General features: G+C 71.0%; 17 protein-coding genes. 12 read left to right on the forward strand and 5 right to left on the reverse strand.

Annotated features, from left to right (window positions below):
* Positions 1-79 precede the first annotated feature (79 nt).
* The 5 genes from CLV46_RS06175 (at position 80) to fgd (ending at position 6,844) form a co-directional block, all read left to right on the forward strand.
* Positions 80-1,792, forward strand: coding sequence for an acyl-CoA dehydrogenase family protein (locus tag CLV46_RS06175; protein ID WP_100363963.1), 1,713 nt, complete (start codon positions 80-82; stop codon positions 1,790-1,792).
* Between the two features lie 20 nt (positions 1,793-1,812).
* Positions 1,813-2,859, forward strand: a complete 1,047-nt coding sequence (locus CLV46_RS06180) for a magnesium and cobalt transport protein CorA (protein WP_245866580.1) — start codon at positions 1,813-1,815, stop codon at positions 2,857-2,859.
* A 29-nt stretch (positions 2,860-2,888) separates the two neighbouring features.
* Positions 2,889-5,048, forward strand: coding sequence for an ATP-dependent DNA helicase RecG (locus CLV46_RS06185; protein ID WP_100363964.1), 2,160 nt, complete (start codon positions 2,889-2,891; stop codon positions 5,046-5,048).
* 141 nt (positions 5,049-5,189) lie between these two features.
* A complete protein-coding gene (coaD, locus tag CLV46_RS06190; RefSeq protein WP_100363965.1) occupies positions 5,190-5,675 on the forward strand; it encodes a pantetheine-phosphate adenylyltransferase in 486 nt (161 codons plus the stop codon).
* A gap of 149 nt (positions 5,676-5,824) precedes the next feature.
* Entirely contained in the window at positions 5,825-6,844 is a 1,020-nt protein-coding gene (gene fgd / locus CLV46_RS06195; RefSeq protein WP_100363966.1) for a glucose-6-phosphate dehydrogenase (coenzyme-F420), read from the forward strand.
* A 95-nt stretch (positions 6,845-6,939) separates the two neighbouring features.
* On the opposite strand, the gene CLV46_RS06200 is transcribed toward fgd, so the two are convergent.
* Positions 6,940-7,440, reverse strand: coding sequence for a hypothetical protein (locus CLV46_RS06200; RefSeq protein ID WP_100363967.1), 501 nt, complete (start codon positions 7,438-7,440; stop codon positions 6,940-6,942).
* Positions 7,441-7,496: 56 nt separating this feature from the next.
* On the opposite strand from CLV46_RS06200, the gene CLV46_RS06205 reads away from it, so the two are divergent.
* The gene (locus CLV46_RS06205) at positions 7,497-8,501 is read left to right on the forward strand and encodes a TIGR03557 family F420-dependent LLM class oxidoreductase (RefSeq protein WP_100363968.1); all 1,005 of its coding nucleotides are present in this window, start codon (positions 7,497-7,499) and stop codon (positions 8,499-8,501) included.
* Entirely contained in the window at positions 8,498-9,280 is a 783-nt protein-coding gene (locus CLV46_RS06210; protein ID WP_100363969.1) for a coenzyme F420-0:L-glutamate ligase, read from the forward strand. The genes CLV46_RS06205 and CLV46_RS06210 overlap by 4 nt, the downstream gene beginning before the upstream one ends.
* Before the next feature lie 152 nt (positions 9,281-9,432).
* Here the strand turns inward: CLV46_RS06210 and CLV46_RS06215 are convergent, their stop codons facing one another.
* From CLV46_RS06215 to CLV46_RS06235, 4 genes are all read right to left on the reverse strand, one after another.
* Positions 9,433-10,197, reverse strand: coding sequence for an alpha/beta fold hydrolase (locus CLV46_RS06215; protein WP_211282158.1), 765 nt, complete (start codon positions 10,195-10,197; stop codon positions 9,433-9,435).
* Positions 10,198-10,217: 20 nt separating this feature from the next.
* Positions 10,218-10,760, reverse strand: a complete 543-nt coding sequence (locus CLV46_RS06220) for a dihydrofolate reductase family protein (protein WP_100363970.1) — start codon at positions 10,758-10,760, stop codon at positions 10,218-10,220.
* A 53-nt stretch (positions 10,761-10,813) separates the two neighbouring features.
* Positions 10,814-11,506 carry a helix-turn-helix domain-containing protein gene (locus CLV46_RS06225; RefSeq protein WP_100363971.1) on the reverse strand — a complete coding sequence of 231 codons (693 nt, stop codon included), beginning with the start codon at positions 11,504-11,506 and terminating at the stop codon, positions 10,814-10,816.
* A gap of 403 nt (positions 11,507-11,909) precedes the next feature.
* Positions 11,910-13,283, reverse strand: coding sequence for an MFS transporter (locus tag CLV46_RS06235; protein ID WP_100363973.1), 1,374 nt, complete (start codon positions 13,281-13,283; stop codon positions 11,910-11,912).
* 136 nt (positions 13,284-13,419) lie between these two features.
* On the opposite strand from CLV46_RS06235, the gene CLV46_RS06240 reads away from it, so the two are divergent.
* The 5 genes from CLV46_RS06240 (at position 13,420) to CLV46_RS06260 (ending at position 18,982) form a co-directional block, all read left to right on the forward strand.
* A complete protein-coding gene (locus tag CLV46_RS06240) occupies positions 13,420-13,977 on the forward strand; it encodes a hypothetical protein (protein WP_100363974.1) in 558 nt (185 codons plus the stop codon).
* Positions 13,974-14,441 (forward strand): SRPBCC domain-containing protein, encoded by a 468-nt coding sequence (locus CLV46_RS06245; protein ID WP_100363975.1) that lies wholly within the window; start codon positions 13,974-13,976, stop codon positions 14,439-14,441. The genes CLV46_RS06240 and CLV46_RS06245 overlap by 4 nt, the downstream gene beginning before the upstream one ends.
* 23 nt (positions 14,442-14,464) lie before the next feature.
* The gene (locus CLV46_RS06250) at positions 14,465-17,299 is read left to right on the forward strand and encodes a helix-turn-helix transcriptional regulator (RefSeq protein ID WP_170028534.1); all 2,835 of its coding nucleotides are present in this window, start codon (positions 14,465-14,467) and stop codon (positions 17,297-17,299) included.
* Complete coding sequence (locus tag CLV46_RS06255) at positions 17,296-17,802, forward strand: GNAT family N-acetyltransferase (protein ID WP_211282159.1); 507 nt, start codon at positions 17,296-17,298, stop codon at positions 17,800-17,802. Before CLV46_RS06250 ends, CLV46_RS06255 begins: the two co-directional genes overlap by 4 nt.
* A gap of 223 nt (positions 17,803-18,025) precedes the next feature.
* Positions 18,026-18,982, forward strand: coding sequence for an AAA family ATPase (locus CLV46_RS06260; RefSeq protein WP_100363977.1), 957 nt, complete (start codon positions 18,026-18,028; stop codon positions 18,980-18,982).
* Position 18,983: the final 1 nt, after the last annotated feature.

The following is an 18,983-nucleotide window of genomic DNA, read 5'->3' on the forward strand; positions in this document are numbered from 1 at the left end:
CGGCGCTCGCCCCCTCCGCTTTGGAGGAGCGACACAACTGATTCCGCGTGCCACCGTGGAAAGCTCCAGAATCCGATCCATGACCAGCGTGGATCGCACCCCGAAGCCCTCGTTCACGAAGTCGCTGTTCCTCGGCCAGGTGCAGTCGGAACTCGTGATGCCCTACCCGCTCATGACCGACGGCGAGCGAGCGAAGGTCGACGCGGCGGTCGCGTCGGCGCGGGAGTTCCTCACCGAGACCTACGACCCCTGGAAGGCTGAACGGGAGGGCTGGGTCGGCGACGACACCATCCGCGAACTGGGCGAGCGCAAGCTCACCGGACTCTTCGTCGACGAGAAGTACGGCGGACTCGGCTTGAGCCAGAGCGGCTACTGCCGCGTGATGGAGGAGTTCGGGCGCGTCGACGCGAGCCTGTCGGTGGTCATGGGCGTGCACCAGTCCATCGGCACGAAACCGCTGTTCCTGTACGGCACCGACGAGCAGAAGGAGCGCTGGCTGCCCGACCTCGCCGCCGGACGCAAGCTCGCCGCGTTCGTGCTCACCGAGCCCAACGTCGGCTCCGACGCCTACAACCTCGAGACGTGGGCGGAGCGGCAGTTCGACGGGTCGTGGCTGCTGAACGGCGAGAAGCGCTGGATCGGCAACGGCGACAAGGACGTGCTCACCGTCTTCGCCCGCAGCGACCTCGGCCACGTCGCGCTCATCGTCGAGAAGGGCATGGACGGGCTCGAGACGGGCCCGCGGTTCGACACCCTGGGCCTGCGCGCCAACCACCTGCAGCGGGTGCGCTTCACGAACGTGCGGGTGCCGGCGGAGAACCTCCTCGGCGAGCCCGGCGACGGATTCCGCATCGCCATGAACACCCTCAACAACGGCCGCATGTCGATGGGCACGTCGATCTCCGGTGGGATGAAGCGGTTCCTCGAGCTCGCGCTCGAGCACACGACCACCCGGCGCCAGTTCGACCGGGAGATCATCGACTTCGAGCTCGTGGAGGACAAGCTCGCCTGGATGGAGCAGTCCATCTACGGGCTCGAATCGACCTCGTACCTCACCACCGGCATGGTGGATGCCGGCACCTCGGACTTCTCCCTCGAGTCCGCGATGACGAAGGTCGTCGCGAGCGACGTCGGCTGGTACGCGCTCAACCGGGCGTTCCAGGTGCACGGCGGCACCGCGTTCATGAACGACCACCCGCTCGCGAAGGCACTGCGCGACTTCCGCATCTTCCCGATCTTCGAGGGCTCCAACGACGTCATGCGCGCGTACGTCGCGCTCAACGGACTCAAGGCACTCAGCGAGGACCTGCCCGATGTCGCGAGCCTGCGCATCAACGACCCGCTGAAGGCGGTCGGGGTGCTCGCGCCGTACGTCTCGGGGCGCATCAACCGGCGCATCCGTCCCGACAAGCTGCGCGGAGCGCATCCGGCCTTCGCCCGTCAGGTGAACTCCCTCTCCGACCAGACCACCCGGTTGCGCGATCGTGCCGAGGCGGCGTTGCGCAAGCACGGCAAGAGGGTGCAGGAACGGCAGCTCATCCAGAAGCGGCTGGCGGATGCGGCGAGCGGCATCTACGCGCAAGCGGCGGTCATCGGACGGGCGAGCGCCGTGTTCGAGCGCGACGGGGCCGACGCCTCGGGCGCCGAGAAGACGGTCGCGATGAACTTCCTCAAGCGCACCGAACGTCAGGTCGGCCGCGCCCTGCGGTCGCTCGAGGTCAACGACGACCGGTTCGTCGCGCAGATCGGGCGCACCGTGCGGGAGGACGGCGGGTACGGGTTCCGGCTCTGACGGAGGGCTACGATTCCCGGGTGACCTCGATCGAGCCGGCGACGCGTTCCCACATCGTCGACAACGCGCTGTACGAGCACGGGGCGCGCATCGCCTCGCCGGCGACGCTCGCCGACACCTTCGCCGCCCTCGACACGCATCCGCAGGCGATGGCCTGGATCGGCCTGTACCGCCCGGAGCGTCCCGAGCTCGATGCGCTCGCCGCCGAGTTCGGGCTGCACGAGCTCGCCGTCGAAGACGCCGTCGTCGCCCACCAGCGACCGAAGATCGAACGCTACGGCGAGACGCTCTTCATGGTGCTGCGGGCCGCTCAATACGACGACGACGAGGAACGCGTCGAATTCGGCGAACTGCACGTCTTCGCCGGCCGCAACTTCGTCATCACCGTGCGTCACGCCGAGACGCCGGACCTCGCCGTCGTGCGGCGCACCATGGAGGCGGCACCCGAGCACCTCGCCCACGGTCCGGAGGCCGTGCTGTACGCCATCCTCGACGCCGTCGTCGACGGGTACAAGCCCGTGGTCGCGGGGCTCGCGAACGACATCGACGAGATCGAGACGCAGGTGTTCGACGGCGACCCGACCGTGTCGAAGCGCATCTACCAGCTCAACCGCGAGGTCATCGAGTTCGAACGCGCGGTGGTTCCGCTGCTCGGCATGATCCAGGCGTTCGCGCGCGGCTTCGCCGACGGCCACGTCGAGGAGAAGCTGCGGCAGTACCTCCGCGACGTGTCCGACCACGTCGTGCAGGCGAAGGAACGCATCGAGGAGTTCCGGGCGCTGCTGCGCGACATCCTCGCCGTGCACACGAGCCTCGTCGGCCAGCGGCAGAACGAGGAAGCGCGGCGGCTCAGCGAGGCGAGCAACCGGCAGGCCGAGGAGGCCCGCAAGATCTCCGGCTGGGCGGCCATCCTGTTCGCCCCGTCGCTCATCGGGTCGATCTACGGCATGAACTTCGACCACATGCCCGAACTGCATTGGGCGTTCGGGTATCCGTTCGCGCTCCTGCTCATGCTCGCCTCGAGCGTGGCGCTGTTCGCCGTGTTCAAGCGCGTCGGCTGGCTCTGACCGTCCGCCGCCGGCGCTAGCCTCGATCCGTGGCCTCCCCGCTCGACACGAAGCTCTCCACCGCGCTCGGCGGGCGCACGGGTTCGTCGTTCGAGCGGAACCTCGGCCTCCGCACGGTCGGCGACCTGCTCGCCTACTACCCGCGCCGCTACGCGAAGCACGGGGAGCTGAGCGACATCGAGACGCTCCCGCTCGATGAGAACGTGACGATCGTCGCGGAGGTCGTGGGCGTGCAGGAGCGCAAGATGCGCCAACGGCGCGGCTCGATCCTCGAGGTGATCATCACCGACGGGCGGGGCCGCCTCAGCCTCACCTTCTTCAACCAAGCCTGGCGGCAGAACGAACTGCGGCCCGGTGTGCGCGGCATCTTCGCCGGCAAGGTCACCCGGTACCGCTCCGACCTGCAGCTGACGCACCCCGCTTACGAGCTGTTCCCGCTCGACGAGGACGCCGCGGGGGAGCGGGCGCGCAAGTGGGCGGAGACGCCCATCCCGATCTACCCCGCCACCGCATCCGTCGCCTCGTGGCAGATCCAGAACGCCGTCGGCGTCGTGCTCGACACCCTTCCAGAACTCGACGACCCGGTTCCCGCATCGATCCGTTCCGAGCGGCGGATGGTGAGCTACTCCCGGGCGCTCGAACTCATCCACCGGCCGCAGAAGGATGCGGACTTCGGCGTGGCGCGGGCGACCCTGCGGTTCCAGGAGGCGTTCGTGCTGCAGGCGGCGCTGCTGCAGCAGCGCGCCCGGTTGCGGGCCGTCACCGCGACGCCGCGCGTGCCGGGGGCGCTCGCCGCCGAGTTCGAAACGGCGCTGCCGTTCGAGCTCACCGACGACCAGCGGGCGGTCGGCGAGCAGATCGCCGCCGACCTCGCGGCGAGCGCGCCGATGAACCGGCTCGTGCAGGGCGAGGTCGGCTCCGGCAAGACGCTCGTCGCGCTCCGCGCGATGCTCGCCGTCGCCGATTCCGGAGGTCAGAGCGCCCTGCTCGCCCCGACCGAGGTGCTCGCGGCCCAACACCTGCGTTCCATCGTGCGCACCCTCGGGCCCGACCTCGCGGCACGCCTGCGACCCACCCTGCTCACCGGGCAGCTCTCGACCGCCGAGCGCAAGAAGGCGCTGCTCGCCGCGGTGTCGGGGTCCGCGCGCATCGTGGTCGGCACGCACGCGCTGCTCGGCGACAACGTCGGCTTCTACGACCTCGGACTCGTCGTGGTCGACGAGCAGCACCGGTTCGGGGTCGACCAGCGCGAGGCGCTGCGCCTCAAGGGCGCCACCCCGCCGCACGTGCTCGTGCTCACCGCCACACCCATCCCGCGCACCGTGGCGATGACGGTGTTCGGCGACCTCGACGTGTCGACGATCACCCAGCTGCCGGCCGGTCGCTCACCGATCGCGAGCCACGTCGTGCCGCTCGCGGAACGACCCGGGTGGGTGAACCGCATCTGGGAGCGCCTCGCCGAGGAGCTCGACCAGAGGCGTCAGGGCTTCGTCGTCTGCCCGTCCATCGGCGGGGGCACCCCCGAGGACGAGCAACCCGAGACCGACGGGGCGGATGCCGACGGCGGTGCCGAACGGATCGCGAGCGTGCTCGAGATGGTCGACGTCGTGCGCGGGCATCCGCTGCTCGTCGGTCGCCGCATCGAGGCGCTGCACGGTCGCCTGCCGAGCGACGAGAAGGACCGCCTGATGCGCGAGTTCGCGGCCGGACGCATCGACGTGCTCGTGTCGACGACGGTCATCGAGGTCGGTGTCGACGTGCCGAACGCCTCGACGATGGTCGTGCTCGACGCCGACCGCTTCGGCGTCTCGCAGCTGCACCAGCTGCGCGGGCGCGTGGGCCGGGGCAGCGTGCCCGGACTGTGCCTGTTCGTCACCCGCGCGGAGGCGGGCACGCTCGCGCGGGAACGGGTCGAGGCGGTCGCGTCGACCCTCGACGGATTCGAACTCGCCCAGAAGGACCTCGAGCTGCGGCAGGAGGGCGACGTGCTCGGCAGTACGCAGTCGGGCCGTCGGTCGTCGCTGCGCCTGTTGCGCGTCGTGAAGGATGCGGCGCTGATCAGCGAGGCCCGCGACCTCGCCGCGACGCTCATCGAGGACGACCCGGACCTCACCCGCACGCCCGCCCTCGCGGAGACCCTCGCCCGGCGGCTCGACGAGAGCGAACGCGACTTCCTCGCGAAGAGCTGACCCAGCCGCCGGGGCCGCCGCCCGGGTCCCGCTGGTCGAGTAGGCGCGCGAAGCCGCCGTATCGAGACCCGCCCGGCGCATCGCGGCGCGCGCTCAGGCTCGTGTCACGAAACGGTAACGCCGCCACGATAGGGTTTGAACATGAGTCGGATCGCCGTCGTTCCCGGGTCGTTCGACCCCGTCACCCTCGGTCATCTCGACGTCATCGGACGGGCGGCCGGCATCTTCGACGAACTCCACGTCGTCGTGGTGCACAACCCGGCCAAGACGGCGCTGCTGCCGATCGCGCAACGCGTCGACCTCATCCGCGACTCCATCGCCGAGGCGAAGATCGAGGGCGAGATCGTCGTGACCTCGTGGAGCATGGGACTGCTTGTCGACTACTGCACGGATGTCGGCGCGAGCGTGCTCGTGAAGGGCATCCGCTCGCAGGTCGACGTCGCGTACGAGACGCCGATGGCGATCGTGAACCGCAACCTCGCCGGCGTCGAGACGGTGTTCCTGCTGCCGAACCCGGCGAACGCCCACGTGTCGAGCTCTCTCGTGCGTCAAGTGGCCTCGCTCGGCGGCGACGTCGCGCCCTACGTGCCGCGCGCGGTCGCCGACTACCTGCAGCACGCCGACTGACTCGTCGCGCTACAGTTCCGCGCTTCAGCCATCGTTCTTTCGAGCGCGCGGACGCGCTTCTGTAGCGCGATGGATGAGGGCGGCCTCCACGCCTGACGCGGGCCGGGCTCGGAGCGTCGTCGCAGGATGCGACGGAGCAGAATGGGCGTATGACCCTCACCCTCGGATACAAGGCCTCCGCCGAGCAGTTCAACCCGCGTGAACTCGTCGAGATCGCGGTTGCCGCCGAAGCGCACGGCATGGAGAGCGTCGCCGTCAGCGACCACTTCCAACCGTGGCGTCACGAGGGCGGTCACGCGCCGTTCTCGCTCGCCTGGATGGCGGCCGTCGGCGAACGCACCTCGAGCATCCGGATCGGCACCTCGGTGATGACGCCGACGTTCCGCTACAACCCGGCGGTGATCGCGCAGGCGTTCGCGACGCTCGGCTGCCTCTACCCGGGACGCATCATGCTCGGCGTCGGCACCGGCGAGGCGCTCAACGAGATCGCGACAGGATTCCGGGGCGCCGGTGAGCAGGACTGGCCCGAGTTCAAGGAGCGTTTTGCGCGCCTGCGCGAGTCCATCCGCCTCATGCGCGAGCTGTGGACCGGAGACCGGGTGAACTTCGAGGGCGAGTACTACTCCACCCACGACGCGTCCATCTACGACGTTCCCGAGGGCGGCATCCCCGTCTACATCGCCGCCGGCGGACCGGTCGTCGCGAAGTACGCGGGCCGCGCCGGCGACGGCTTCATCTGCACGTCCGGCAAGGGCATGGACCTCTACACCGAGAAGCTGCTGCCCGCCGTCGCCGAGGGCGCGGAGGCCGCCGGTCGCGACGCCGGCGCGATCGACCGGATGATCGAGATCAAGCTCTCCTACGACACCGACCCCGATGTCGCGCTCGAGAACACCCGCTTCTGGTCGCCGCTCGCCCTGTCGAAGGAGCAGAAGCACGACATCACCGACCCGATCGAGATGGAGAAGGCGGCGGATGCGCTGCCGATCGAGCAGATCGCGTCGCGCTGGATCGTCGGTTCCGACCCGGACGAGGTCGTCGAGGGCATCAAGCAGTACGTAGACGCGGGGCTCAACCACCTCGTGTTCCACGCGCCGGGACACGACCAGCGCCGCTTCCTCGAGCTCTTCGAGCGCGACCTCGCCCCGCGCCTGCGCGCCCTCGCGTAGTCCCGTTCCCTGAGCCCGACGAAGCGAGCCGTCGCACGACCCGCTTCGACAGGCTCAGCGGCCGTTTCCTGAGCCTGTCGAAGGGAACCGTCGCGCTACTCGGCCGCCGCGGGCGTCCGGAAGCCGCTCACGTCGGCGTCGACGTGGATGACGGCGTCGACGAGCGACACGTCGCGCACCCGCACGCCTCCGACCCGTTCGTCGACCGCGCGCTGCACGTCGACGGACACCCGCGGGTCACCCTCGTCCGCGAACACGCGCACGAGCCCGTCGGGGAGCCCGGCGCGATCGAGCGCCGACTCGATCGGGCCGATGAGGTAGGGCACCAGCCGATGCGCCGGCAGTCCGCGGGCGTGCGCCGTGACGACGAACACCGCGACCCCGTCCGCGAACTCCTCGAGCCGGGCGGCGACCTCGACCGTGCCGGCCGCCATCGCGGCGAGACGGAACCCGAAGGAGTCGCTCTCGATCTCGCGCAGGTCGATGTCGGCGTAGACCGTCGCGCCACTGCAGCGCAGGTCGCGCACGAGCGGCGGCAGCGTCGTCGCGGAGCGGACGACGGCGAGCCCTTCCGCGAACGGCAGTTCGATCCTCATGAGCGTCCTTCCCGTGGGGTGCACGTCCGATGCTAGGCGGGCGGAAGAATGGAGCCATGTCCCCGCGCCTCCGCATCGGCTACTCCGTGCCGCTCGAGCAGTTCCCGCCCGCCGAGGTGCTCGACCTCGCCGTGCACGCGGCACGGCACGGCTTCGACGGGGTGATGGCGGCCGACCAGTTCCAGCCGTGGACGCCGCGCCAGGGGCAGGCGCCGTTCGTCTGGAACATGCTCACCGCGCTCGCCGAGCGCACCGAGGGGGAGATCGGGCTCGGCGCGACGGCGCCGACCTTCCGCTGGCATCCGGCGACCGTCGCCCAGGCCTCGGCGACGCTCGCCGCGATGTACCCGGATCGGCACTGGCTCGGCATCGGCAGCGGGGAGGCGATCAACGAGCACATCGTGGGGGAGTACTGGCCGGAGGCGCCGGAACGCATCGCCCGGATGTTCGAGGCGGTCGACGTGATCAAGAAGCTGTTCGCGAGCGGCCTCGCGGGCAAGGACGTCAAGCACGCCGGACCGCACTTCCGCCTCGAGTCGACCCGGTTGTGGACGATGCCGCCGACCGCTCCGGAGATCCTCATCGCGACCGGCGGTCCCGTGACGGCACGGCGTGCCGGGAAGACCGCCGACGGGCTCATCACGATCGGCGCGCCGGTCGAGAAGCTGCGGACGCTCCTCACCCGTTTCGCGGAGGGCGCCCGCGAAGCGGGCAAGGATCCGGCGACGATGCCGAAAGTGCTGCAACTCGCCGTCAGCTGGGCGCCGACCGACGACGAGGCGACGCGCAACGCCCTCACGGAATGGCCGATCGGCGGCCTGCGCGCCGGTCGGTCCGACATCCGCTCGCCGCACGAGTTCGAGCAGCTCGGGCGGATGGTGCGCGCCGAGGACTTCGAGGGCCGGTTGCTCGTGAGCTCCGACCTCGACGCCCATCGCGCGCACCTGCGTCAGTTCGCCGCGCTCGGCTTCGATCGCATCATGGTGCGGAACGTCGGCCGCAACCAGCGCGAATGGATCGAGACCTTCGGCCGCGCCGTGCTGCCGGCGGTGCTCGCATGACCGCGCCGCGGCTGACCGCCTGGGCGGTCGACGGCATCCCGGAGGTGCACCCCGGCGACGACCTCGTCGCGCTCGTCGGCGACGCGCTTGCCGACGAGGGGATCGAGCACGGCGACATCGTCGCCGTCACGAGCAAGATCGTCAGCAAGGCCGAGGGACGCGTCGTCGCGGCGACCGACCGGGAGGACGCGATCACGGCGGAAACGGTGCGGCTCGTCGCCTCGCGCGTGCACCCGAACGGCGTCACCCGGATCGTCGAGAACCGGCTCGGACTCGTCATGGCCGCCGCCGGGGTCGACGCGTCGAACGTCGCCGAGGGCACCGTGCTGCTGCTGCCGGAGGACCCGGACGCGACGGCGCGCACACTCGCCTCCGCCTTGCGCACGCGCTTCGGCGTCGAGGTCGGCGTCGTCATCAGCGACACCGCAGGCCGCCCCTGGCGTGACGGACAGACCGACATCGCGATCGGTGCCGCCGGCATCCGCGTGCTCGACGACCTGCGCGGCAGCACGGATGCGCACGGCCGCCGCCTCGACGTCACCGCCCCCGCGGTCGCCGACGAGATCGCCGCCGTCGCCGACCTCGTGAAGGGCAAGGCGAGCGGCCGCCCGGTCGCGGTGGTGCGCGGCCTCGGGCACCTCGTCGGTCCGGTCGACCTCCCGGGCGCCCGCGCCCTCGTCCGCACCGGCGAGAACGACATGTTCCGGATGGGCACGGCCGAGGCGATCGCGCTCGGCCGCCGCCTCGAACGCGAGTCGCGCGACGCGGACACCGAGTAGGCCGCTCGGCGTCTCCGCGGATCGAGTAGGCCGTTCACGGCCGAATCGAGATCTCTCTGAGCGGGACCCGTGGTAGGTGTCTGCGGTAGGGAGGTCCCGATATCGGCGCCGGGTGCCCGTGGTGCATCGGACGAATCAGGTAGAGGGAGACCTCAAGCGAGGAACGCGGACACCATGGGCAGCACGAGATCGGGCCGGATGACCTCCAGGTGCTTGGTACCTGGAAGGATCGCCAGCTGCCCATCCGGCACCGACTCCTTCATCTCGACCGCGTGCTCGAGACGGACGAAGTCGGTGTCACCGATGATGATGAGGACGGGCATGGTCAGCCCGGCGAGCTGCTCGGGGGACCACCCCTCGAACTCGTGCACTTCCGACTGCGCCTTCGGCACGAAGTCGAAGAAGCCGTCGGGGTTCGGGGCGACCTCGGCGTAGGCGGCGATCATCGCGTTGCCCTGCTCCTCGGTCGGCATCCGTGGGGAATCGAGTTTCACGTCGGTGATGTCGGAGTAGTAGCCGACGCCCCTGGTCCGCCCGAAGTGCGACGCGGCCAGCACCAGCCGGCGTACGCGCTCCGGCGCTCGCACGGCGACCTCGGTGGCGGTCAGTCCGCCGATACTGAAGCCGAAGAAGTCGGCCTCGCCGATGTCGAGGTGATCCATCAGCGCGAGAACGTCCTCGGCGCACTGCTGCAGCGTGAACGGGCGATCGCTGTCGGCCGTGTGGCCGTGCCCCTGCAGCTCGATGCCGATCACGCGATGGTCGGTGCTCAAGGCCGGCAGGACCGCGTCGAAACTCAGGTGGAACGTGTACGCGCCGCCGTGGAGGAGGATGAGCGGCGTGCCCGGGTTGTCGGCCCCGTGGATCTCGTAATAGAGGGCGATGCCGTTGATCTCGGTGTAGGCGCCCTGCGTCATTCCCGTCTCCTCCTCCTTGCTCATCGCTTGGGCACGTAGGCCAGGACCACGGTGCCGTTGCCGACCTCGGTCACGTTCGTCAGCTCGAGTCGGGTCGTGACCAGCCCTGAGAACAGCGACTCGCCGGCTCCGGCGACGAAGGGCGAAACGCTGAGATGCAGCTCATCGATCAGGCCCGCCTCGAAGAGCGCCCGGCTGAACGCGCCGTTGCCGTACTTGATAAGGGTGCCGTCGCCGGCGTCCTTGAGTCGCGCGACCGCCTCCACGGCGTCGCCTTCGAGAGGCTGCGCGTTCCAGCTGAAGTCGGTCAAGGATCTCGTCGCGACGTATTTCGGCAGCGGGTTGATTCTGTCGGCCACGTCCCCGGTGAGAGTCGGCCAGGTCTGGGCGAACCCCTCGTAGGTCTCCCGCCCGAGCACGATGCCCACGGCCGAGGAGAGCAGCCCGAGCTGATAGGTGAAGTGCATCTCGCCGGGGACGATATCCTGCTGGCCCGCCCACCAGGCGTCGCCCGCTTGCTTCCCGTCGATGGACAGGTGGTCGTACTCGATCAGCTTGCTCATGCCCCGGAGTAAATCATCCGGCTGGTCGGCCGGTCTTGTATTCAAGCGAAGGCTTAGAAGGCGACATATGTCTTGCCCGCCCTCAGCTCGAGCGGGGTCTGGCCGGTCGCCCAGCGCATCGCCCTGACGAGTTGCGGGTGGTCGTAGTACCCGCCCACGGCGACGGCATCGGAGATCGATCCGCCCCGGATGAGCAACCGAGCCGCGCTCCGTGCGCGCTCGATACTCCCGAGTTTGCGACGTGAGAGCCCGACGGCTCCGCGGAACCGGATCTGCGCGGTCCGTTCCGACATGCCCCGCGGCCGCCCGCCGTGGCGGATGTCATCGATGAGCGGATCGAATACCAGCAGGCCGGCGTCGGCCAGCCGCCGGACGAAGACGTCCACATTCTGGACGGTCGGCATCTCCCACTCCACCTTGTCGAGCGCGATCCGGTTGCCCGGGAGAGTCGGCAGCAGCGCATCCTGCCGGTCGGCCAGGCGCATCGGCGGGAACCGCGGCCAGAAGGTGCCCATCCGCAGATCGACGCCGAAGAAGTCCCACCCCGCATCGCATCCCACCGGCGCGCTCGACTGCTCCGGTCCGCGCAGATGGACTGACGTCTCGCCCTCCGGGCTCCGGGCGAAGGCGATCATCGATGACGTCTTGACCGATGACGAGAACACCATCTCGGCCTCGCACGTCGACCACCACACTCGCTGCACCATCGGCTCGTCGACGACGGCCTCGTTGAAGATCAGCGACACGTCGCGGAGTTTAGGACGATTCGGGAGGAAGGGCGTCGATTCGCGGAACGACGATTGGTGCTCGGACGGCGTCGACCGAGTCACCACCGATTCCCGTGCTGACGACGAGTACGACATCCGACCGACCCGGCCTCTGCGCCCGACGGGCATCCTGGGATGATCCCGAGATCAGGCAGCGGACCCCGGCGACGACCGCCTCGTCGCCGAGTGGCTGGAATAGCTCGAGCACGGGGCAGACGGAGCAGCTGCAGTCCCGGGTCGTCGGGCTGCAGTTCCGCGTCCGTGAAACCCGCACGTTCGGCGACACAACGCGCGGCACGGTTCGCCGGGCGGGTACGTCCGACGCGGCGATGGGCGTTTCATCGGGGTGGTCGAAGGTCGAGGCGTTCATGTCCACAACCCGCTACGGGCGCCGCGGCGCCGCGACGACGACGAACACCGCGACCGCCAGCGCGACCACGGCCGCCGTCAGGTAGCCGCGCCCGAATCCGCCGTCGCCCGCGCCGAGGATGCTCGCCGCGGCGACGCTCGACACGAGCGCGGCCCCGATCGTGGCGCCGAACTCGTGGAACGTGCTGACGATCCCGGATGCGATGCCCGCCTCCTCGGGGGCGACCACACCCAGCGCGGTCGCCGAGGCCACCACGAACGCGACACCCGTCCCGGCGGCCGCAATCGAGACCCCGGCGACGACCACGGCGACGCCGCCGCCGAGGGCGGCGACCAGCATCCCCACCGCCGCGATCAGCATCCCTGCCGTTCCGAGGGCCCGAGCCCCGGCCTTCCCGAGCACGCGGCCCGCGACCTGGGCGCCGACCATCGTCGCGACCGCCACGGGCAGGAACAGCAGTCCGGTCACCAGCGCGCCGAGCCCTTCGTCCTCCTGCAGATAGAAGGTGCCGAGGAAGAGCATCATCACCATGAGCGCGGTCGCCGCCGCGATGAGGGCGGTGCCGGTCGCCACGGGGCGGCGTGCGAGCATCCGGACCTGCATCAGGGGCACGCGGGCGGTCAGTTGGCGCGCGGTGAAGGCGACGTAGAGCACGACCGCGCCGCTCGCGCACCAGAGCACCACGGCGTCCAGCCACCCGGCGTCGCCGGCACGGATCAGCGCGAAGGTCAGCAACCCGGTGCCGGCGGTGACGAGCACGGCGCCGAGCACGTCGATCCGCCCCGCCGCTGCTCCGCGGGGGATGCGGGGCAGAAGGCGCTGGAGTGCGACGACCAGCACGACGCCGACCGGGATGTTCATGAAGAACATCCACGGCCACCCCGGTCCGCCCGCGAGCAGGCCGCCGAGCAGGGCCCCCAACGCGGCGCCAGCGCCGCCGAGCGCCGACCAGATGCCGAGCGCGCGGTTGCGCTCGTCGCCGTCGAAGGTGGTCACGACGACCGAAAGAGCGGCGGGCGACAGGAACGCGGCGGACACGCCCTGCGCCACCCGCGCGGTGAGCAGCACCGTGCCGGAGTCGGCGAACCCAGCAGCCAGCGACGCGAGGACGAACGCGGTGAGGGCCGCAAGCACCACACGACGGGCGCCCATCAGGTCGACGATGCGGCCGCCGACGAGCAGCAGGCCTCCGAAGGCGAGCGTGTATCCGCTCACCACCCAGGTGAGCGCCTGGCGATCGAGACCCAGGTCGTCGCCGATGTGCGGAAGCGCAATGGCGACCACGGTCACGTCGACGATCAGCATCAGCTGGGCCACGCCGACCAGCCAAAGGATGCCCCAGCGATGGCGGAGCGGGTTGGGGGGCTGCGACACGTAGTGAGACATGGGACTACCTCTCGTCGGGGTTCGCTTCGACCATCGCCGCCGGCGAGCCGGGTTGCATCCGACGAAAGTGCTAGACGGCTGTGGTCTACGTCATCTGTCGGATGCGACCTCCGCACGACTCCGGGAGGCTGACGACATGACCGTTCCCGAGACCATTCGCTTCCCGCGGATCGCGTGGTGGCCGAGCCTCCTCGGCCTGGCCTCCGCCGTGGGGATCGCCCGCTACGGCGATGTCCCTTCGGTAGTCCTCGTCTGCGCCGCCATCTACCTCGTCGCGGCGGTCACCGGCCGTCCGGCGACGGCCTGGATCGGTTTCGCCGCGTCGATTCCCGCCATCGGCCTCGGGCTCGCCCTGGGCGCGCCGGCCGTGTCGCTCGCGCTCATCGGAGCCGTCTGCGTCGTGCTCGTCGGCGTCGGCATCGCACGCGGGACCTGGAGTCGCGCCGATGGCCGCCGCCAGCTGATCGGCGTCGTGGTCTTCGCGGCGCTCGCCGTCGGCGCGTGGCTGGCACCGCATCCCGTGCTGTTCGCCGTGGTCGCGGCGGCGGCGCTCGTCGGCCACGGGCTCTGGGACATCTGGCATCACCGCCGCGGGTCGACCGTCACTCCACGGTACGCCGAGTTCTGCGCGGCCCTAGATGTCGCCCTCGCCGCTCTGGTGCTGGCGAGCCTGTGGGATGGCAGGCCGCTATGACCCTCGGCAGCCCCCCGAAGCGCGATGCCGACTTCGCGCTCGAGGTCGAGGTCGAGCGCGCACCGGCTGAGGTCTTTGCGGCGATCCACGACGTGAGCGCGTGGTGGATCACCGCGGTCGGGGGCGCGAACGCTGAAGTGGGTGACGAGTTCTGGGTCGAGAAGTCGGGTGTGCACACCTGTCGGCTCCGGGTGGCTCAGCTCGTCGCGGATCGGCGTATCGTCTGGCGGGTGGTGCGCAGCACGAGGCCGTCTCTCGCCGACTCCGAGGAGTGGGTGGGCACCGACCTCACGTTCGAACTCTTCCCGGCCGCCGACGGCACGCGGCTGCGGTTCACGCACGTCGGGCTGTCGCCGCTGGATGAGGGCTACGACGTGAGCGCGCGCGAATGGGAGCGCCACCTCGGCGGACGTCTCGCGGACCTGCTCGCCCTGCGGGCAGGCACGTCCGAGGGGGAACGCTGACCGCGCGGCGACGCGGGCCGACCATGGTCGGCCGCGAGCGCGAACGGGATGTGCTGCGCGACGCGTGGGCGACGGCGCTCACCGGGGAGCCACGGCTCGTGGTCGTGACCGGTGAGGCCGGCATCGGCAAGTCGCGGCTGCTGCGGGAGTTCCGGCTGGAGCTGGAGGAGGCGGTGGTCGCCGTCGGGCAGTGCGTCGAATTCGGCGCGGTCGGTATCCCCTACGCCCCGCTCGCCGACGCGCTGCGCGACCTGGCGAGGCGCTTCGGCACGGACGCGGTCGCGGCTGCGGCCGGCGCGGGCGAGGCCGCGCTGCGGACCGTCCTGGAGGGAACCCCGTCGCAGCGGTCGTCGGTGGAGCGGATCGATGAGGCGTTCACGACGGCGCTCGAGGGTCTCAGCGCGACTGTGCCCGTGGCCGTTCTCATCGAGGACCTCCACTGGGCGGATCCGGCGACCCTCGACGTGCTGCGCTTCGCGTCGCGGGTCGCACGCTCCGGGCACCTCCTGGTGGTGATGTCGTACCGGGACGACGAGATCGAACGCGGCCATCCTCTGCGGCCGTTCCTCGCCGACCTCGAGCGGAATCCCCGAGCCGCCCGCGCGACCCTCGACCGCCTCACCCCGCGGGAGGTGCGCGCGCAGGCCCACGACCTCACCGGTGCGGTCCCGACGGCGGCCGACGCCCGGCGACTCTCCGAGCGCAGCCAGGGCATCCCGTTCTTCGTCGAGGAGCTTCTCGCTCTCGACGCCGTCGGGGCCGCCGTGCCGGACGCGCTCGCCGACCTGCTGCTCGTCCGCTACGACGCCCTGCCGCCGGAGGCGCGTGCAGCGTGCCGCGTCATCGCGGCCGGGGGCGAACGGATCGCGCTGCCATTGCTCGCCGCTGTCTCCGCGTCCGACGAGGAGCGGCTCGAGGCAGCCCTCTCGCCGGCGATCGACGCGGCGGTACTCGTCGCGGACGAGGCCGGCTACGACTTCCGCCATGCCCTGGTGCGGGAAGCTGTGGCCGCTCAGCAGCTTCCCGGCGAGCGGGTGCGAACGCACCGGCGGTTCGCCGAGGCGCTCGCAGCACTGCCGCCGGAGGCGGGCAAGCGGACTTCGCGGGCGGTCCGCATCGCGCATCACTGGTACGAGGCGCGCGAGCTCGAGCGTGCGTTCGCCGCCGCGCTCGAGGGCATGCGTCTCAGTGAGGACGCGTTCGCGTTCGCGGCAGCGGCGCAGCTCGGCGAGCGGGCGCTCGAGCTCTGGGACCGCGTGCCGCGGGCGAAGCAGATGGCGCAGCGCAGCCTCGCCCGGCTGATGGCGGAGACGGCGTCCGACTGGACGAGGTCGGGGGAGTTCCCACGCGCCATTGCGACGGCCGAGCGCGCGCTCGACGAGCTGGACGACGACGACCTCGTGCTGCGGGCCACGCTGATGCGCGACCGCGCAACCCTCCTGGACAGCACCCGTCGCGCCGAGGCGGTCTCCCAGCTGGAAGAGGCCCTCGACCTGCTCGAGTCCGGCACGGCATCCGCGCTGCGCGCCGAGATCCTCGTCGAACTGGCGGCGCTGTACATGGTCGCCGGGCGCGGACGGGAGTCGCTGGACGCCGCCGCGCGCGCCCGCGACGAAGCACCTCGCGAGGCGGGGCGCACGCGCTCATTTGCCGCCAACATGCGCGGCGCGGTCCTTCTGCACCAGGGCTTCGTCGACGATGCGCTCGCCGAGTACGACGTGGCTCTCGCTGAAGCGGGTGACGACGTGGACGCGCTGCTGCGTTACTACATCAACCTGTCGGACGGGCTGCTGATGCTCGGCCGGCACGAGGCCTCGATCGAGCTCGCCGAGCAGGGGCTCGCAATCGCGGCGGCCGCGGGGGTCGAGCGCACTTCCGGGGCCATCCTCGCGGTCAACACCGTCGATCCGCTCTTCGCGCTCGGGGAGTGGGACCGCGCCGACCTGCTCATCGACCGCTCGCTGGAATTGGACCCGCCCGGTTCGTTTCTCGCCTACCTGCGCCGGGCGAAGATCCGCTCGACGCTCTGGCGCGGCGACGTCGCCGGGGCGCATGCGCTGTGGCGGGACTGGTCGGCCTCCCTGGCCGCCGTCGCGCACTGGGAGGAGCAGGCCCGCGCCAGTCAGGCCCTCGACATCGCCGACCTGCTGCTTGCGGCGGGTGACGTCGACGAGGCGTGGGGGGTCGCGGCACAGCTGCTTGAGGAGCCGCGGCTCGGCTCGCCGCCGCAGGAGCTTCCCCTCGCGCCCACGATGGCCAGGCTGATCGCCCACCGGCGCCGCGAGCTCGGCGACGCCGCCGCGTTCGCCGAGGAGGAGCGCCGGCTGCACGAGGTGGTCGAGCGCGACGCGTGGGTCACCACCGGATTCTGGCGGCCGCTCGTCGCAGCCGAGCTCGGCGGGGACGACGGGGCCGGCTCGGACCCGCAGCTCTGGCAGAAGGCGGTCCGCGCGGCGGCTGCACCGGAGATCCCCGTGGTCGCGGAACTGCTCACCGGCCTTGGGCATGGCCGTTCCCTCGTGCTGGCCCGCGACCGGGTGGCGGCCGCCGCCACGCTCGAAGCGGTGCTGGAGCGCGCGTCGGAGCTCGGCGCCGGGTTGATCGTCACCTGGGCGGACGATCTGATCCAGACCGCGGGGCTGGGCGCACGCCGACGGGGGGACGGCCCCTCCCGGAGTCTCACGGCGCGCGAGGAGCAGGTGCTGGAGTTCGTCGCCGAGGGGCTCACCAACGCCCAAATCGCGGAGCGGCTGTTCGTCAGCCCGCGCACCGTGACCGTGCATGTGTCGGCCATCCTGCGCAAGCTCGGCGCCAGCACCCGCACCGAAGCCGTTCGCCTGGCCGGAGCGCGGCGGTGACCGGGGGCACCGCGCTGCGCGCCGCGCGCGGCTCGGACGTCGACGACATCGCCCGGATTTGGGAGGCCGGATGGCGCGACGCGCACGCGGACTGCGTGCCCGAGGCGCTGTCCGCGTTCCGGGAGGCGTCGATGTACCCGCCGCGGGTGCGGGCGCGCCTCGGCGGAACCTGGGTCGCGCTCCGGCACGGCGTCGTCGCGGGTTTCGTGGTCGTCCACGGCGACGAGCTCGAGCAGCTTTACGTTGCTGCGGCCGCGCGAGGGACAGGAATCGGAGTGGCCCTGTTGCGGCACGGTGCCGCGGTCATCGCCGCCGGCGGCTACGAGCGCGCGTGGCTGGCTGTCGCGACCGGGAACGTCGAGGCGCGGGGCTTCTACGAGTGTGCGGGGTGGGCCGATGCCGGTCCGATCTCCTATGCCGCGGAGGCGGGTGAGGCGTCGGTGGAGGTGCCGTGCCGACGGCTCGAGCTCGCGCTCGGCGACACCGTGCCGTACGTTCCCTGACGCGCGAAGCCTACGTCAGGTTGCTGTCGGCGGTACGGGGTCTCGACACCGCGGGCTCCGCCGCGCCTACCCGACCGGCGGCCCGCTTGCCACCGGATTTGGGGGTGATGGCTCAGCGTCCGCGTGACAGACTGCCGGAATGAACAGTTCCGCGGCGGAGTCGGGTGCGCCCGGCCCTGCACCGGCCCCCATCCGCGCGGATTCCGCGCCCGCGGCCGACCTGATGAGCGCGCAGGAGTTCGCGCAGCACGCCGACGCCGTGCTGCGCGCCGTCGGCACCGTCATCGACGGCAAGCCCGAAGCCGTACAGATCGCCCTGACGGTGCTGCTCGGAGAGGGGCACCTGCTCATCGAGGACGTGCCCGGCGTCGGCAAGACGATGCTCGCGCGGGCGCTCGCCCGCAGCATCGACGCGACCGTGTCGCGCATCCAGTTCACCCCGGACCTGCTGCCCTCCGACATCACCGGCGTCTCGGTCTTCAACCAGGGCTCGCGCGACTTCGAGTTCAAGCCCGGCCCGATCTTCGCCAACGTCGTCATCGGAGACGAGATCAACCGCGCGAGCCCCAAGACCCAGTCGGCGCTGCTCGAGAGCATGGCCGAGGGGCAGGTGAGCGTCGACGGCGTCACGTACCGGCTCGAGACCCCGTTCACGGTCGTCGCGACGCAGAACCCCATCGAGATGGAGGGCACGTACGCCCTCCCCGAGGCCCAGCGCGATCGGTTCATGGCGCGCATCTCGATGGGATACCCCGACCCGGCGAGCGAAGTCGCGATGCTGCGGCAGCGCGAGACGACGAGCCCGCTCGAGTCGCTGCGCCCCGTCATCGACCGCGCCGTGCTCTCCCGCATGATCCACACCGTGCGGCACGTCTACGCGAGCCGCGCGATCGAGCACTACGCGGTCGCGATCGCCCACGCCACCCGCCACGACCGCGAACTGCGCCTCGGTGCGAGCCCCCGCGCGACCCTGCACCTGGTGCGGGCGGCGAAGGCCCGCGCGGCGCTCGACGGTCGCGACTTCGTCGTTCCGGACGACATCGACGCGCTCGCCGTGCCCGTGCTCGCGCACCGGCTCGTGCCCAACGCCCGGGTCATCGGCGCCGCATCCGTCGCCGACACGATCGACCGCATCCTGCGCGAGACGCCCGTTCCCCTCGGCTCGGTGGGGTCGGCCTGAT

It is taken from the genome of Diaminobutyricimonas aerilata (assembly GCF_002797715.1).
Classification (GTDB): domain Bacteria; phylum Actinomycetota; class Actinomycetes; order Actinomycetales; family Microbacteriaceae; genus Diaminobutyricimonas; species Diaminobutyricimonas aerilata.